The organism is Streptomyces sp. CT34, from assembly GCF_000805335.1.
In the GTDB taxonomy this organism is placed as follows: Bacteria; Actinomycetota; Actinomycetes; order Streptomycetales; family Streptomycetaceae; genus Streptomyces.
Map to the genome: position 1 here is coordinate 3,162,079 of NZ_KN708638.1, position 15,208 is coordinate 3,177,286.

Genomic DNA, 15,208 nt, shown 5'->3' on the forward strand with positions numbered 1-15,208 from the left:
GCGATGCCCGACCACGTGACGGGCCCGGAGAGCGCCGGGACCGTCTTCACCGCGCGGTGCGCCCCGGGCAGCACCGCCGTCTGGTACGCGCCCTGGTTCACCGGGGACGTCAGCGGGCTGGGCGTGACCACCAAGGGCGTCGGACGGCCGGACGTGACGGCGAACCCGGTACGGCCGCTGGGCACGGTGCCGGCCGGCGGCACGGTGTCCCTGCGGTTCACCGGGCAGGGCCGGCAGTACGTCCCGGAGCACGCGCTCGGCTGCGTCGCGCCGGACCGGCTGGCGGCGGCCGTGCGGGCCGCGCGGGGCCCCGTCTCGCTCACCGCCGGCGGGCACACGCTGGCCGCCGTGCTGCCCCGGGACGGTCGCGGCACCGCCGGCACCGCCGTGCTCGCGCTGCCCGCTGTGGCCGGATGGGGCTGTTCGGTGGACGGCGGGCCCGTCCGGGCCCCCCGGTCCTACGACGGACTGCTGGCCGTCCCGCTCGGCCGGGAGGCCTCCCGGCTGTCGTGCTCATACCTCCCGCAGGGCCTGAAATCGGGGCTGGCGGCGAGTGGAGCGGGGGTGCTGGTGCTCGCCGCGGTGGCCGCCGGGGCCGCCCGCCGGGCACGCCGACGCCCTATACCACTAATTCGCCCGATTCATGACATTTCGCCAGATTCGTAGAATGAACTCCCAGGGGACGGCCACCGACCGTCCCCTGGTCCCCGGCGAAAAGGCCCGCCCATGAAGCTCTCCATCGTCGTCCCCTGCTACAACGAAGAAGCCGTCATAGGCCGTTTCGACGAACAGCTCCGCTCGGTCCTCGGCGACCTCGCGGTGGACTACGAGCTGTGCTACGTGGACGACGGCAGCGCCGACGGGACCCTCCCCCGGCTGCGCGCCCTGGCCCACCAGCACCGCGCCACCACCCGCTACCTCTCCTTCAGCCGCAACTTCGGCAAGGAGCCGGCGATGCTGGCCGGCCTCAAGGCGGCCACCGGCGACGCGGTGATCATCATGGATGCCGACCTCCAGCATCCGCCCGAGCTCATCGAGAAGATGCTCGACCTCTACCAGCTCGGCCACGACCAGGTGATCGCCAAGCGCAGCCGGGACGGCGACCGGCGGCTGCGCACCGCCCTGAGCCGGCTGTACTACCGCGCCGTCAACACCTGGGTGGATGTCGAACTCGTCGACGGCGCGGGCGACTTCCGGCTGCTGTCGCGCAAGGCGGTGGACGCGCTGATCTCGCTGCCCGAGTACAACCGCTTCTCCAAGGGGCTGTTCTCGTGGATCGGCTTCGAGACCGTCACCTTCGACTACCGCAACGCCGCCCGGAAGGCCGGCGAGACGAAGTGGCGGGTCGGCTCGCTGATCAACTACGGCATCGACGGGATGATCTCGTTCAACTGCCGCCCGCTGCGCGCCGCCATCTACACCGGGCTCAGCCTGGCGTCGCTCGCCACCCTCTACACCTTCTGGATCATCGGCGCGGCCGTCGTCGGCGGGGTCACCGCGCCCGGCTACGTCACCCTGGTCGCCATCATCGTGGGCCTGGGCGGGCTCCAGATGGTGATGCTCGGGCTGATCGGCGAGTACATCGGGCGGATCTACTACGAAACCAAGCGACGACCGCACTTCCTGGTCAAGGAGAGCGACGGCGCGCTGCCCAGCGCCGCACCGGCCAAGGCGCCCACGCCGTCCGGCACCGCCGCGGGCTCGCGGACCGGCTGATGCGCGGTCTGCCCACGGCGGTCCCGTGGGGCCAGGTGGTGCGGTTCACGGTGGTCGGCGGCGTCAACACCGTGACGTTCTACGGCTGTTACCTGCCGCTGCACCGGCTGTTGCCGTACTTCGCGGCGTACACGGCGGCCTTCGTCCTCAGCCTGGTCGGCTCGTTCTTCCTCAACACCTACTTCACCTACCGCACCCGCCCCACCTGGAAGAAGTTCCTGCTCTTCCCGCTGACCCAGGTCACCAACTACGCGGTGCAGAGCGCGGGCCTGGTGGCGCTGGTGAGCTGGCTGGGGATGAGCAGCACGGTGGCGCCGCTGGTGGCGGCGCTGCTGGCCATCCCCGCCACGTTCGTGGTCTCCCGGCGGATCCTGCGGCCCCCGGCCCGCAGGCGGGGCGCGGCGGACGGTACGGCGGTTCCCGCGGACGCGGCAGGTCAGGCAGATCCGATGGATCGGGTGGATCGGGCGGGCCAGGACGGTGCGTCAGGTCGGGCGGGCCGGGCGGATCAGTCCGGTGCGACGCCGCCGGTCCGCTCCAGCGAGCCGGCCTGAACCCGCCAGCCCTGGAACGGCGCGGTCTGCCCGACCTTCTGCTGCCGGGCCGCGTACAGCTTGCCGTCGTTGCCCAGCGCGACCAGGACGGCCCGCCCGTCCGCGTCCGGGGCCACGCCGGCCGCCGCCGAGTGCGCCAGCTTGCAGAGCTGCCAGGGCTTCGGCGCGGCCTGCGCCATCGCCACCCGTACGTCGCCGGCGTCGTCCCGGGCCGCCAGCACCATCCGGTCGCCGGGCCCGACCGGTGCCAGCGCCACCCGCCCGTAGCCGCCGACCCGCGCGCACTGCGCGGACACCCGCCAGCCGCCGAGCGCCCCCTGCCGCTCGGCGAGCAGCACCCGCGCGGTCTCCGACTGCCGGTAGGCGATCCGGACCACACCGTCGTCCAGGGGGGTGACGCTGACCGGACCGCCGGCCTCCGGCAGCCCGGTGGCGGCGCCCGGCCGCGGCATCCGCCCGGCCTCCTTGGACACCCAGTGCTGCACGGTCCGGGCGCTGGGCGCGACCAGGTGCACCAGCCCGTCGGAGTCCACGCAGACATCGATCCCGTCGACGATCTGCGGCGACCCCTTGAGGGTGCCGACCGGCCCCTCCAGCCGGTCCCACGGCGACCACCGCCCGCCGTGCGGCCCGCTGCGGTACCCGATGCCGCCGTCCCAGGCCCGGACGAACAGGTGCACCGTGCCGTCCGGGGTGGCCACCGCCGCCGGGAAGCCGATCTCCAGCGAGCGCACCGGGTCGCGGTCCGGGGAGCCCAGCGACACCCAGTCCCCGAACGCCGGCACCCCGTCGGGCCCGGTGCCGTGCTGCACCGCGGTGACCACCTCGCGCCGGTGATCGGTGCCGGCATCGGGCAGGACCGTGCGGGAGGCGAACAGTTGGAGGGTGCCGTCCGGGTGGCGCACCACGTGGATCTGCCCCTCCAGCATGTCCCCGCCGACCCGCACCGGGGCGCCGAACCGCCCGCTGCCCCGCCGGCTCTCCGTCCAGCAGTACGCCGCCCCGCCCAGCACCGCGAACGCCGCCAGCCGGCCGTCCCGGGTGGGCCGCACCCAGGCGTTGGAGCCGGGCGCGCGCAGCCGGGTGCCGCGGGTCCAGTTGTGCGGACTGCCGTGCAGGGCCGTGCCGCCCATCTTGCGGTCGCCGCAGCCGGCCGGGTCGGCGCACGGCCGGTGGTCGGCCCAGCCGTAGATGTCCAGCAGCGCGGCCTTGCGGCGGGCGGGGGCGGGGGCGAGGTCGTGGGGCAGCGCGCCGAGCTCGTAGCCGAGGTAGCTCTCCACGATGGTCGTGCCGGGGTGGCGGCGCCCCCAGTAGCGGGCCAGTGCGGCCTGGGTGAAGTGGGCGGAGGCGGTGTGGTCCTGGTGGTCGTAGTAGCGCGGCCCGACCAGCCGCGGGTCGGAGGCGGCCGGCGGGCGCTTGGGGGAGTGCACCGCGTCGGGGTCCAGGGTGCGTACGACGGTGGGCCGGTACCGGTCGAGCACCGCCGCCAGGGTGTCGATGACCTGGTCGCGGGTGTAGCGGAACCGGCGCTGCACGGGGCTGCCCTCCGGGCGCAGCGTGGGCAGCGTGTCGACCACCCCGAGCCAGAGGCCGCGCAGGCTGGTGGCGCGCGGCTGGTACACCGCCCGGGCCTCGACCAGTTCCACGAAGATCAACTGGTGCTGCGGGGCGCCGCGCAGCGTCTGCAACTCGACCTGGAAGCCGGGCAGCAGGGTCAGCGCCTCCTCGTCCCACAGGCCCTCCCGGTCGCCGGTGGCCATCTGGGCGTGCGCGGCCAGCAGCCCGTTGTCCCGGGCGCGGGCGAAGGCGGCTCGGTCGGCGGGCACCCGGTCGTGCAGGCTGCTGCCGCGGGCGGCGTTGCGGCCGTCGGACTCGCCGCCGGTGAGGCAGACCGTGACGGTGCGCGCCCCGCTGCGGATGGCCTGCTCCAGGTTGGGGTTCATGAAGAACAGCCCGTCGTCGGGGTGCGCGATGACGTGCACGAACATCTGGTCGTCCGGCTCCTCGGTGGACTCCCGCTCACCGGCGGACTCGGCCGGGCGGGGCGGCGCGGCGGGCGCGAGCCGGGCCCAGACACCGGCGCCCGCGGTGGCCGCGAGAACGGCGCCGCCGGTGGCCTGGAGCATCCGGCGGCGGGAAACCAGTGGTCCTGACGGTTCTGACGGTGGCACACGCTCAGTATTTGCGGGCACCGGCGATCCCGCTCGTCCGACAGGTCATCGGTCGCGCGTCGCCGTACCGAACGCGGCACCGGGCGCCCGTACGGCGCAATGCCGCGTCACCCCGCCGGGCGCCCCGGGGTCCGAACGGCCGCCGGCCGCCGCGGCACCGCGGTCCGGCCCGCCGCCCCGGGCCGGATTCCCGCCGTCCGGCGCCGAGTTGGCGGAACGCCGGCTACCGGGTCGTCTTCAAGGACCGCCCGTTCGCCCTGCGCGCCCCCTCCCAGGCGGGCTACGACAACATCGACCTGGACGTCCCGAAGGCGGTCCCCGGCGCCCAGCTCGACGAGTCGCCGTACGAGATCACGTACAACGGCGTGGCCGGCATCGGCCTGGAGTTCCACACCCCCATGGGCCGGGCGGCCGGCCGTACGGCGCAGGCGTGCCTGGACGGATCGCGCTCGGACGTGCTGCCGGACAAGGTGGGCCGCGAGGAGCTCGACCAGGCGCAGACGATCCACGTCGGCACGGTGCTGTGCACGCAGACCACGGACGGGAACCTGGCCATGCTGGAGATCACCGGCATGAGCCCCAACCACGAGAGCGAGATGCCGAACCACGCGACCAGGCTGACGCTCTGGAAGAAGAGCTAGGTGTGCTGTCGTCAAACTCCCGTCGTCCGCCCGAAGGGCGGGCCGGGCGGCGTCCGGTGCGGCGAGAGTACGTGCAGGGCGTCGGCAGGCACGCGGGAGTGTGACGACAGGCCCTGGCAGCCACTGGGCCTGGCAGCCACTGGGACACGGCAGCGGCGAGGAGCGGTCCGGAATCCTCCGGGCCGCCCCTCGCCGTGTCTCCGTATCTCGATATCTCGGTATCTCCGCAGCTCCGTATCGCCGCGCATCCGAGGATCCGCCGGCCGGCTACTTCGCGCCCAGCGCCACCGCCACCGATTCGGACAGCGCGTCGAGATAGCCGCCGGGGACCTCGTCGCGGACCACCAGCAGCCGCCAGTACAGCGGCCCGGTCATCAGATCGAGCGCCAGCCGGGTGTCCACGTCCTCGGGCAGCTCACCGCGCTCCACCGCCCGCGCCACCACGGCCGCGGCGACGCCCTCCTGGCTGTCGTGCAGGGCCGTCTTCAGGGCGGTGGCCATCTCCGGGCTGCGCGCCGCCTCGGCCAGCAGATCGGGGATGATCTGCGAGGCCATCGGGTGCCGCAGCGCACGGGCCGCGACCTCCAGCAGCATCCGCACATCGGCGCGCAGCGACCCGGTGTCGGGGGCCGGCAGCCCGGCCGCGGCGACCGCCGAGACCACGTCCAGGACCAGGTGCAGTTTGGAGCGCCAGCGCCGGTAGACGGCGGTCTTGCCGACGCCGGCCCGCCGGGCGATGCCCTCGATGGACATCCGGGCGAAGCCGACCGCGGCCAGTTCCTCGAAGACCGCGGCGCGGATCGCGGCGGTCTTGTCCTCCCGCAGCACGGCGGCGCCGGCGGGGGCCCGGCGCCGTGCCTGCGCCGCGGTGTGTCTCTCACTGTCGGTGCCGTCTTTTGCCATGGCTTGATCCTAGCCGCACGACGCTACGGTTGCGTTTCGACGTGGATCCCCTTTAGTCTCGGCGTCGCGACGATACGGACCCGTTCCGTCGTCGCACGGACTCTGACGTCCCCGTACGAAAGCGAAAGCGGCCCCTCATGCCCCAGACCCTCGCTCCCTCGGCCCCGGCGCCCGCCCGGCCCTCTGGCTCCGGCACCGCACCCGACCCGGAGCTGCGCGCCCTGGCCGAACGCCATGGCCTCACGGTGAGCGGCGCCCGCCCCTCGCTGCCCGAGTACACCCGCCAGCTGTGGCAGCGGCGGCACTTCATCACCTCGTTCGCCACCGCCAAGCTCACCGCGATGTACACCACCGCCAAGCTCGGCCAGCTGTGGCAGGTGATCACCCCGCTGCTCAACGCCGGCGTCTACTACTTGATCTTCGGTGTGCTGATCGGCACCCGTAAGGGCGTCCCGGACTACATCCCGTACCTGGTCACCGGCGTCTTCGTCTTCACCTTCCTGCAGAACTCGGTGATGACCGGGACCCGGGCGATCTCCGGCAACCTCGGCCTGGTGCGCGCACTGCACTTCCCGCGCGCCTGCCTGCCGATCTCGTCCTGCCTGGCGCAGCTCCAGCAACTGCTGTACTCCATGGCCGTACTGGTGGCCATCCTGCTGAGCTTCGGGCAGGTGCCGACTTGGTCCTGGCTGCTGGTGCTCCCGGCGCTGACGCTCCAGTTCGTCTTCAACACCGGGCTCGCGATGATCATGGCGCGGCTCGGCGCGCGCACCCCGGACCTGGCGCAGCTGATGCCCTTCATCCTGCGGACCTGGATGTACGCGTCCGGCGTGATGTTCAGCATCAGCCTGATCATCAAGGGCAAGCACCTGCCGCAGATCGTGGTGGTGCTGCTGAACGGCAACCCGGCCGCGGTCTACATCGACCTGATGCGGTACGCGCTGATCGACAGTTTCACCCACAAGCAACTGCCGCCGCACGTCTGGGCGTTCGCGGCCGGCTGGGCGCTGCTGGCCGGGGTCGCCGGCTTCGTGTACTTCTGGAAGGCCGAGGAGCGGTACGGACGTGGCTGAGTTCATGACGGAACACCGAAGCGGCATCGGGCCGGCGGCGGACGAGCCCCGCGTGCCGACCGTGATCGCGGACGACCTGCACATCGTCTACCGCGTCTACGGCACCGGCGCCGGCAAGGGCGGCGCCACCGCGGCGCTCGACCGCATCATCCGCCGCAAGCCCTCCACCGGCGTACGCGAGGTGCACGCCGTCAAGGGCATCTCCTTCACCGCCCACCGCGGCGAGTCGATCGGCCTGATCGGCTCCAACGGCTCCGGCAAGTCGACCCTGCTCCAGGCCATCGCCGGGCTGCTGCCCGCCGAGCGCGGCAAGGTCTACACCCACGGCCAGCCCTCGCTGCTCGGCGTCAACGCGGCCCTGATGAACGACCTGACCGGCGAGAAGAACGTCATCCTCGGCGGGCTGGCGATGGGCATGAGCCGCGAGGAGGTCCGCGAGCGCTACGACGGCATCGTCGACTTCTCCGGCATCAACGAGAAGGGCGACTTCATCTCGCTGCCGATGCGCACCTATTCGTCCGGTATGGCGGCCCGGCTGCGGTTCTCCATCGCGGCGGCCAAGGACCACGACGTGCTGCTGATCGACGAGGCGCTGGCCACCGGCGACCGCAGCTTCCAGAAGCGCTCCGAGGCCCGTATCCGGGAACTGCGCGAGGAGGCCGGCACGGTCTTCCTGGTCAGCCACAACAACAACTCCATCCGCGACACCTGCGACCGGGTCCTGTGGCTGGAGAAGGGCGACCTGCGGATGGACGGCCCCACCGAAGAAGTCCTGGCGGCGTACGAGGAGTTCACGGGGGCGTAGCCACATGTCCGACCCGTCCGGCGTTCGAGGACGAGCGAAGGGATACCCCGGCCCGCACGGGCCCACTCCCCCCACCCCAACGCACAAGCGCCGGACGGGCCCTTCCAGCCCGTCCGGCGCTTGAGGGCAGGAGGCAGGCGCCGCAAGGCGCCGCCCCGCCGGCCTCAGCTGTGCGTCCGCAGCAGCGTGCGCATCGTCCGCATCGCCACGGACAGGTTCGCCAGGTCGAACCCCTCCGACCCGTGGATCTCCTCCAGCGTGGCGCGCGCCCGGGTCAGGATCGCCGCGTTCGCGTCCTCCCACGCCTTGAACCGCTCTCCCGGCGCGGCCGAGCCGTCGCCCACCGACAGCACGTCGGCGGTGAGCGCCGCGTGCGCCGCGAACAGGTCCTCGCGGATCGAGGCGCGGGCCATCGACTGCCAGCGGTCGTTGCGCGGCAACTCCAGGATGCGGTCGAGGAGTTGGTTGATCCGCAGCCGGTCGCCCAGGTCGTAGTAGACCTCGGCGACGGCCAGCGGCTCCTTGCCCGTGCGGTCCGCGATGGCGACGATGTCCAGCGCCGGGAAGACCGAGGAGAAGCCGGACACCTGGACGGCCAGCTGCTCGGGCACGCCCGCGTCGGTCAGCTCCTCCAGGATCGTGCGGTACCACTCCAGGTCGCCGCCCTGCATCAGCTTCGGCAGCTCCGCCCAGACCTCGGCCACCCGCTCAGCGAAGAAGTCGATGGTCCCGGACAGCTCCAGCGGCTGCGGGCGGTTGTTGAGCAGCCAGCGGGTGCCGCGCTCCACCAGCCGGCGCGAGTGCAGCCGGATCCGGGTCTGCACATCGGCGGCGACGACGTTGTCGAGCGCCTCGACGTCGTCCCAGACCTGGTTGAGCCGGAAGATCGCACGGGCCGCGGTGTGCGCCCGGACGACCTCTTCCAGGGACGCGCCGGTCTCCTCCCGCATCCGGTGCAGGAAGCTCGTACCACCGGAGTTGACGGTGTCGTTGACCAGCACCGTCGTCACGATCTCGCGGCGCAGCGCGTGCCCGTCGACCTGCTCGGTGAAGTTCTCCCGCAGCGCCGTCGGGAAGTACGCGTGCAGCAGCCGCCGGAGGTAGGGGTCGTCCGGCAGCGGCGTCTGGATCAGCGCGTCGGCGACCGTGATCTTGGTGTACGCCAGCAGGACCGCGGTCTCCGGCTGGGTCAGGCCGCGCCCGGCGCTCAGCCGCTCGCGGATCTGCCGGTCGGTGGGCAGGAACTCCAGCGCCCGGTCCAGATGGCCGTCGCGCACCAGGCGGCGCAGGAAGCGCTGCTGGGCGTGGAGCATGCTGGAGGACTGGGCGATGGCCAGCGCCAGCGCGGTGTTCTGCGCGTAGTTGTTGCGCAGCACCAGCGCGCCGACCTCGTCGGTCATCTCCGCCAGCAGCTTGTTGCGCTGCTTGACCGTCATGTCGCCGTCGGCGACGACGGAGTTGAGCAGGATCTTGATGTTGACCTCGTGGTCGCTGGTGTCCACGCCGGCGCTGTTGTCGATCGCGTCGGTGTTGATCTTCCCGCCGGCCGCGGCGAACTCGATCCGGCCCAGCTGGGTCAGCCCGAGGTTGCCGCCCTCGCCGACGACCTTGACCCGCAGGTCCTCGCCGTTGACCCGGATCGCGTCGTTGGACTTGTCGCCGACGTCGGCGTGCGTCTCGGCCGTGGACTTCACGTACGTGCCGATGCCGCCGTTCCACAGCAGGTCGACCGGCGCCTTGAGGATGGCCTGCATCAGGTCGGCCGGCGTCATCTTCTTCACGCCGGAGTCGATGCCGAGCGCGGCCCGCACCTGGGCGTTGATCGGGATGGACTTGGCCGAGCGCGGGTGGATGCCGCCGCCCTGGGAGAGCAGCCCGGTGTCGTAGTCCGCCCACGAGGAGCGGGGCAGCTCGAAGAGCCGGCGGCGCTCGGCGTACGAGGTCGCCGCGTCCGGCTTCGGGTCGAGGAAGATGTGCCGGTGGTCGAAGGCGGCGACCAGCCGGATGTGCTCGCTGAGCAGCATGCCGTTGCCGAAGACGTCACCGGACATGTCGCCGACGCCGACGACGGTGAAGTCCTCGGCCTGGGTGTCGTGGCCCAGCTCGCGGAAGTGCCGCTCGACGGACTCCCAGGCGCCGCGGGCGGTGATGCCCATGCCCTTGTGGTCGTAGCCGGCGCTGCCGCCGGAGGCGAACGCGTCGCCCAGCCAGAAGCCGTAGGACTCGGCGACCTCGTTGGCGATGTCGGAGAAGGTCGCGGTGCCCTTGTCGGCGGCGACGACCAGGTACGTGTCGTCCTCGTCGTGCCGGACCACGTCCTTCGGCGGGACGACCTCGCCGCCGACCAGGTTGTCGGTGATGTCCAGCAGACCCGAGATGAAGGTCTTGTAGCAGGCGATGCCCTCGGCCAGCCACGCGTCGCGGTCCTGTGCCGGGTCCGGCAGCTGCTTGCCGACGAAGCCGCCCTTCGCGCCGACCGGCACGATGACGGTGTTCTTGACCATCTGCGCCTTGACCAGGCCGAGGATCTCCGTGCGGAAGTCCTCCCGGCGGTCCGACCAGCGCAGACCGCCGCGCGCGACCTTGCCGAACCGCAGGTGGACGCCCTCGACCCGGGGGGAGTACACCCAGATCTCGTACGCCGGGCGCGGCGCCGGCAGGTCCGGCATGGCCTGCGGGTCCAGCTTCATGGACAGGTACGGACGCGGGCTGCCCGCGCCGTCCTTCTGGTAGTGGTTGGTGCGCAGCGTCGCCTTGATGACGGTCAGGAAGGAGCGCAGGATGCGGTCCTCGTCCAGGGAGGCGACCTGGTCGAGCGCGCCCTCCAGCTCCTCCAGCACCCCGTCGATCAGCTCGGTGCCGGCGCTCTGCCGCTCCGGCGACATCCGCGCCTCGAAGAGCGAGACCAGCAGCCGGGTGGTGTGGACGTTGTTGGAGAGGGTGTCCTCCATGTACGTCTGGCTGAAGGTCGAGCCGGCCTGCCGCAGGTACTTGGCGTACGCCCGCAGCACCATCGCCTGGCGCCAGTTGAGGCCGGCGCGCAGCACCAGCTGGTTGAAGTTGTCGCTCTCGGCCGCGCCGGTCCACACCGCCGTGAACGCCTCCTGGAAGCGCTCGCGGGCGTCGTCCCCGGAGACGTGCTCGGGCATCCGCAGCCCGAAGTCGTAGACCCAGGCGATGGTCGAGTCGGCGCAGCGCAGCTCGTGCGGGCGCTCGTCGACGACCTCGACGCCCAGGCGGTTGAGGCCGGGCAGCACCTTCGACAGCGAGACCGGCTCGCCCCGGCGGTAGATCTTGAAGCGGCGCTCACCGGGGCCGGCGTTGACCGGCTCGTAGAGGCTGACCGCGAAGTCGCGGCCGGGCTCCTCGGTGAGCTTCTCCAGGTGCTGGAGGTCGGCGACCGCGCTGCGCGGGTTGTTGTCGGCCTTGTAGCCCTCGGGGAAGGCGTGGCCGTAGCGGCGCAGCAGCTCGGCGGCGCGCTCCTCGCCGACCTCCGCGGTCAGCGCCTCGGCGAAGCCGTCGGCCCAGGAGCGGGCGGCCTCCACCAGCCGCGCCTCGATGCGGTCGACGTCGGCGTCGGTGAGGTCGGGCAGCGCGGCGCCGGGCCTGACCCGGATCAGGAAGTGCAGCCGGGACAGGACCGACTCGGTGTTCCAGGCGGTGAAGTCGACGCTGGTGCCGCCCAGTTCCTCCTTGAGGATGTCGATCAGCCGCAGCCGGACGGCGGTGGTGTACCGGTCCCGGGGGAGGTAGACCAGCGCGGAGTAGTAGCGGCCGTACTCGTCCTGGCGGAGGTAGAGCCGCAGCCTGCGGCGCTCCTGGAGGTAGAGCACGCTGGTGGCGATGGTGCGCAGCTGGTCGACCGGGGTCTGGAACAGCTCGTCGCGCGGGTAGGTCTCCAGGATCTGGAGCAGGTCGCGGCCGTCGTGGCTGTTCGGGCTGAAGCCGGCCAGCTCCAGGACCTCGGCGACCTTGCGGCGGATGACCGGCACCCGGCGGACCGACTCGGTGTACGCGGCCGAGGAGAACAGGCCCAGGAAGCGCCGTTCCCCGGTGACGTTGCCCTCCTGGTCGAACTTCTTCACGCCGACGTAGTCGAGGTAGGAGGGGCGGTGGACGGTGGCGCGGCTGTTGGCCTTGGTCAGGATCAGCAGCTTGTGCTCACGGGCCTTGGCGCGGGCGTCCGCCGGCAGCCGGTTGAAGGACGGCGAGACGGGGTGGCCGGCGTCGCTCTCCCGGTGCGGCGGGTCGGAGCGCAGGATGCCCAGGCCGGTGCCCGGTACGGCGGTCAGGACGTCCTCCTCGACGCCGCCCTCACCGGGCGCGGAGGCGAGCTCGTACTCGCGGTACCCCAGGAACGTGAAGTGGTCGTCGGACAGCCACCGCAGCAGCTCCCGGGCCTCCTCGATCTCGTCGTCCCGCAGGTCGTCGGCGACCGGCTCACCGGGCAGCTGCTCGGCGAGGCGCAGCGCGGTGCCGCGCATCTTGTCCCAGTCCTCGACGGCCTCCCGGACGTCGGACAGCACCCGCAGCAGATCGGCGGTGATCTGCTTGAGGTCCTCCCGGTCGGTCTCGCGGTCGATCTCGACGTGGATCCAGGACTCGGTCACCGCGTCGTGCGGCAGCTCGGCGGACCTGCCGGTCCCGTTCCCGCCGCGGGTGTCACCGTTGGCGTCCAGGATCTCGATCAGCTGGCCGGTGACGTCGCGGCGGACGATCACCTGCGGGTGGATCACGACATGGATGCCGCGCCCCTGCCGGGAGAGCTCGTTGGTGACCGAGTCGACCAGGAACGGCATGTCGTCGGTGACCACCTCGACGACGGAGTGGCTGCACGTCCAGCCGTTCTCCTCGACGGTCGGGGTGTGCACCCGCACATTCGCCGTTCCCTGGGGGCGGGTTTCGGCCAGGCGGAAGTGGGAGAGCGCGGCGCCGAAGACGTCTACCGGGTCGCGGTAGGTGAGGTCCTCGGGGGCGGTGTGCAGGTAGTAGCGCTGGAGGTATCCCGTGAGGGTCTCCGGGTCGAGCCCGCGTACCGGGGACGCTCCCCCGGCCGGGGTGCTCTCACTGACCCGGGCGGCCCTCGCGAGCAGCTCGTTCTTGGCTTCGTCCAGCTTGGTCTGCATGTCCTCTGGCTCCTGTCGCGCGCCGTTGCGTGACGTTGTGGAAGAACTCAATGGAAGCTGCACAACGCCGACGCGACGCGGGGTGTCCTGTCGCCGTCGACGCTATGCCGCGAAATGAGAAGGCCGTGCCGCAATCGACGATTTTTGACGATGTCGACAGGTGTTGACGGCCGCAACGACCAGCGATCGCCCGGTCACGATGGTGCCCCGGGCGCACGGCGGGGGCCATGACGCCCCCGCGGGTTATCGCGCTGATCACGGTGCAAGGCTATCGCTCCCGGCACGGGTCCCGTCATGCGCCGGGTCCGTACAAAACATCAGCCCTAACTTAGACCTTCTGGACAACGGGTAGCCGGTGTGGAGTATGCGTACGGGACGGCCGGCAGGAGCTGCCCGACGGGGCGGGGCCTAGGAGCAGGTTTCCCCCGCGAGATCTCCCGCGACCTGCACCGCCTCGGCGAGGCTGTCCACCACCGGCACCCCGGCGGCCGCCAGACTGCTCCGGCTGTGCGACCCGCCCGTGTACAGCACCGCGTACGCGCCCGCGTCGCGGGCCGCCACCGCATCGTCCACCGCGTCCCCGATCACCACCGTACGCCCCGGATCCACCCCGTCCATCGCCGCCAGATGCCGCACCATGTGCGCGCTCTTCGAGCCGCCGGACGGCCCCGTCCGGCCCTCGACCCGCACGAACCGCGAGGCGATCCCCAGACCGCGCACCAGGGGTATCAGCTCGTCGTGCCCGAACATGCTGAGGATCGACTGGCTCCGCCCGGCCGCCTGCCACCCCTCCAGCAGCAGCTCAGCGCCGTCGGCGAGCCCGCACCCCACCCGGTGCTCGGCGTAGTGGCGGTGGAAGACCTCGTCCATCACCAGCCACTCGGCGTCGGTCGGCAGCCGCCCCATCAGCCGCTCGTAGAACCGCGGCACCGGCACGCAGTACAGCTCCCGATACCGCTCCAGCGTGATCGGCTCCAGGCCGATCTCCGCGAAGGCGGAGTTGGTCGCCGCGATCACCGCGTCGATGTCGTGGAACAGCGTGCCGTTCCAGTCCCACACGATGTGTGCCGCGGGCTTCCTCATGCCGTTTCCCTGGTCTTTCCCCCATGCGTGTGCCATGCGAAAAACCGTACCCGCCGCCACTGACAACGCGGCGGGGCGGGGCGCCCCGCCGGCCGCGAGCGCTCAGCCGATCAGCTGCGGGATCTCCTGCACCCCGAACCACATCAGGTCGTGGTCCTCCGCGCCGTCCACGGTGAACTGCGCGTCGTCGTCGCCGAGGTCCGCCGCCCCCAGCGCCGCCGCGGCCGCCGCCACATCCGCCTCCGCGTCCGCCGCGTCCACATGCACCGCCGCCGCCTTCGACAGCGGCACCGGCCCGGCGACCCGCACCTCGCCCAGCGACGACTGGTCCAGCCCCCGATCCGGATCCGCGACCGCCGCGCCCTCGGCGACGTCCACCGCCACCACCACGCGCCGCCGCGCGGCCTCCGGACGGCCGGCCAACAGCCGCAGCGAGGCCTGCGCCGCGCGGTTCAGCGCCGCGTACTCCAGCTCCTCGATGTCGTCGGAGACGTACCACTCCCGCAGCGCGGGCGTGACGGCGTACGCACACAGCGGGCCGGATCCCAGCTCACCGCTCTCGTGCGCCGCAGCGAGCCCGGAAAGTGTCAGGGGGACGTAGACACGCATAACAGCCGCTCTCGCTAGATCCAGAACAATGCCCCGTCAGCATACGGCGGCGAGTCCCCCATCGTGCCGCCCCCGTGTCCCCTGCGCCGGCCGCCCCGCACGCCCCCGCCGCCCCCGTCCCGCCCCCTGCTCCCAAGGCCACTGACACGGAGGGGTGAACTCCTCGCACGCTCTCCCCGCCCGCGGACGGCCTTGCCGCCGCCGCACCCCGCCGAGAAGATCCTGCACCGAAACTACCGCCCGGTAATCCATCCGATCCCGGCACGAGGGGGCACCCATGAGCGACACGAACAGGACCATCGGCACGACGGACACCAAGGGCGCGAGGGAGACGGACGCGACGGGCACGACGGACACCGCGGGCACGACGGGGGCGCGGGGAACGGGGGAAACGACCGGTGCGGCGGACGCGGCCCCCGCGCCGCGCACCGCTCCCGCGCACCGCCGCGGCACCCGCCGCCCCTCGGGCCCCGCCGGCCGCGGCCCCGGACCGGCCGGGAACCGCGGGCCCACCCGCACCCCCCACC

Annotated in this window: 9 protein-coding genes and 3 pseudogenes; 7 read left to right on the forward strand and 5 right to left on the reverse strand. The window is 72.2% G+C overall.

What is annotated here, in order from left to right; genetic code table 11:
• The 3 genes and pseudogenes from RZ84_RS41065 to RZ84_RS13820 form a co-directional block, all read left to right on the forward strand.
• A pseudogene (locus tag RZ84_RS41065) lies at window positions 1-666 on the forward strand (YfhO family protein); the annotation flags it as partial.
• Window positions 667-726: 60 nt separating this feature from the next.
• Window positions 727-1,716: a glycosyltransferase family 2 protein gene (locus RZ84_RS13815; RefSeq protein ID WP_043264570.1), complete on the forward strand. Its 990-nt coding sequence runs from the start codon at window positions 727-729 to the stop codon at window positions 1,714-1,716.
• Window positions 1,716-2,099 (forward strand): annotated as a pseudogene (locus tag RZ84_RS13820) (GtrA family protein); the annotation flags it as partial. The gene RZ84_RS13815 and the pseudogene RZ84_RS13820, both read left to right, overlap by 1 nt.
• Window positions 2,100-2,224: 125 nt before the next feature.
• Here the strand turns inward: RZ84_RS13820 and RZ84_RS13825 are convergent.
• A complete protein-coding gene (locus RZ84_RS13825) occupies window positions 2,225-4,396 on the reverse strand; it encodes a PIG-L family deacetylase (protein WP_052229931.1) in 2,172 nt (723 codons plus the stop codon).
• Between the two features lie 38 nt (window positions 4,397-4,434).
• Here RZ84_RS13825 and RZ84_RS13830 point away from each other — a divergent pair, with 38 nt between their 5' ends.
• Complete coding sequence (locus RZ84_RS13830; protein ID WP_043264572.1) at window positions 4,435-5,082, forward strand: hypothetical protein; 648 nt, start codon at window positions 4,435-4,437, stop codon at window positions 5,080-5,082.
• 267 nt (window positions 5,083-5,349) lie between these two features.
• Here RZ84_RS13830 and RZ84_RS13835 read toward each other — a convergent pair whose 3' ends face one another.
• Window positions 5,350-5,985 (reverse strand): TetR/AcrR family transcriptional regulator, encoded by a 636-nt coding sequence (locus RZ84_RS13835; RefSeq protein WP_043264573.1) that lies wholly within the window; start codon window positions 5,983-5,985, stop codon window positions 5,350-5,352.
• Between the two features lie 137 nt (window positions 5,986-6,122).
• On the opposite strand from RZ84_RS13835, the gene RZ84_RS13840 reads away from it, so the two are divergent.
• Both RZ84_RS13840 and RZ84_RS13845 read left to right on the forward strand, forming a co-directional pair.
• Window positions 6,123-7,058 carry an ABC transporter permease gene (locus tag RZ84_RS13840; protein WP_043264574.1) on the forward strand — a complete coding sequence of 312 codons (936 nt, stop codon included), beginning with the start codon at window positions 6,123-6,125 and terminating at the stop codon, window positions 7,056-7,058.
• A 4-nt stretch (window positions 7,059-7,062) separates the two neighbouring features.
• Window positions 7,063-7,863 (forward strand): ABC transporter ATP-binding protein, encoded by an 801-nt coding sequence (locus RZ84_RS13845; RefSeq protein ID WP_052230478.1) that lies wholly within the window; start codon window positions 7,063-7,065, stop codon window positions 7,861-7,863.
• Between the two features lie 164 nt (window positions 7,864-8,027).
• On the opposite strand, the gene RZ84_RS13850 is transcribed toward RZ84_RS13845, so the two are convergent.
• The 3 genes from RZ84_RS13850 to RZ84_RS13860 all read right to left on the reverse strand — a co-directional run bounded on the left by RZ84_RS13850 (window position 8,028) and on the right by RZ84_RS13860 (window position 14,681).
• Window positions 8,028-12,989, reverse strand: a complete 4,962-nt coding sequence (locus tag RZ84_RS13850) for an NAD-glutamate dehydrogenase (RefSeq protein ID WP_043264575.1) — start codon at window positions 12,987-12,989, stop codon at window positions 8,028-8,030.
• 408 nt (window positions 12,990-13,397) lie between these two features.
• The gene (locus tag RZ84_RS13855) at window positions 13,398-14,072 is read right to left on the reverse strand and encodes an HAD family hydrolase (protein ID WP_043264576.1); all 675 of its coding nucleotides are present in this window, start codon (window positions 14,070-14,072) and stop codon (window positions 13,398-13,400) included.
• Between the two features lie 102 nt (window positions 14,073-14,174).
• Entirely contained in the window at window positions 14,175-14,681 is a 507-nt protein-coding gene (locus tag RZ84_RS13860) for a DUF6912 family protein (RefSeq protein ID WP_043264577.1), read from the reverse strand.
• 277 nt (window positions 14,682-14,958) lie between these two features.
• On the opposite strand from RZ84_RS13860, the pseudogene RZ84_RS39730 reads away from it, so the two are divergent.
• Window positions 14,959-15,208, forward strand: a pseudogene (locus tag RZ84_RS39730) (hypothetical protein); the annotation flags it as partial.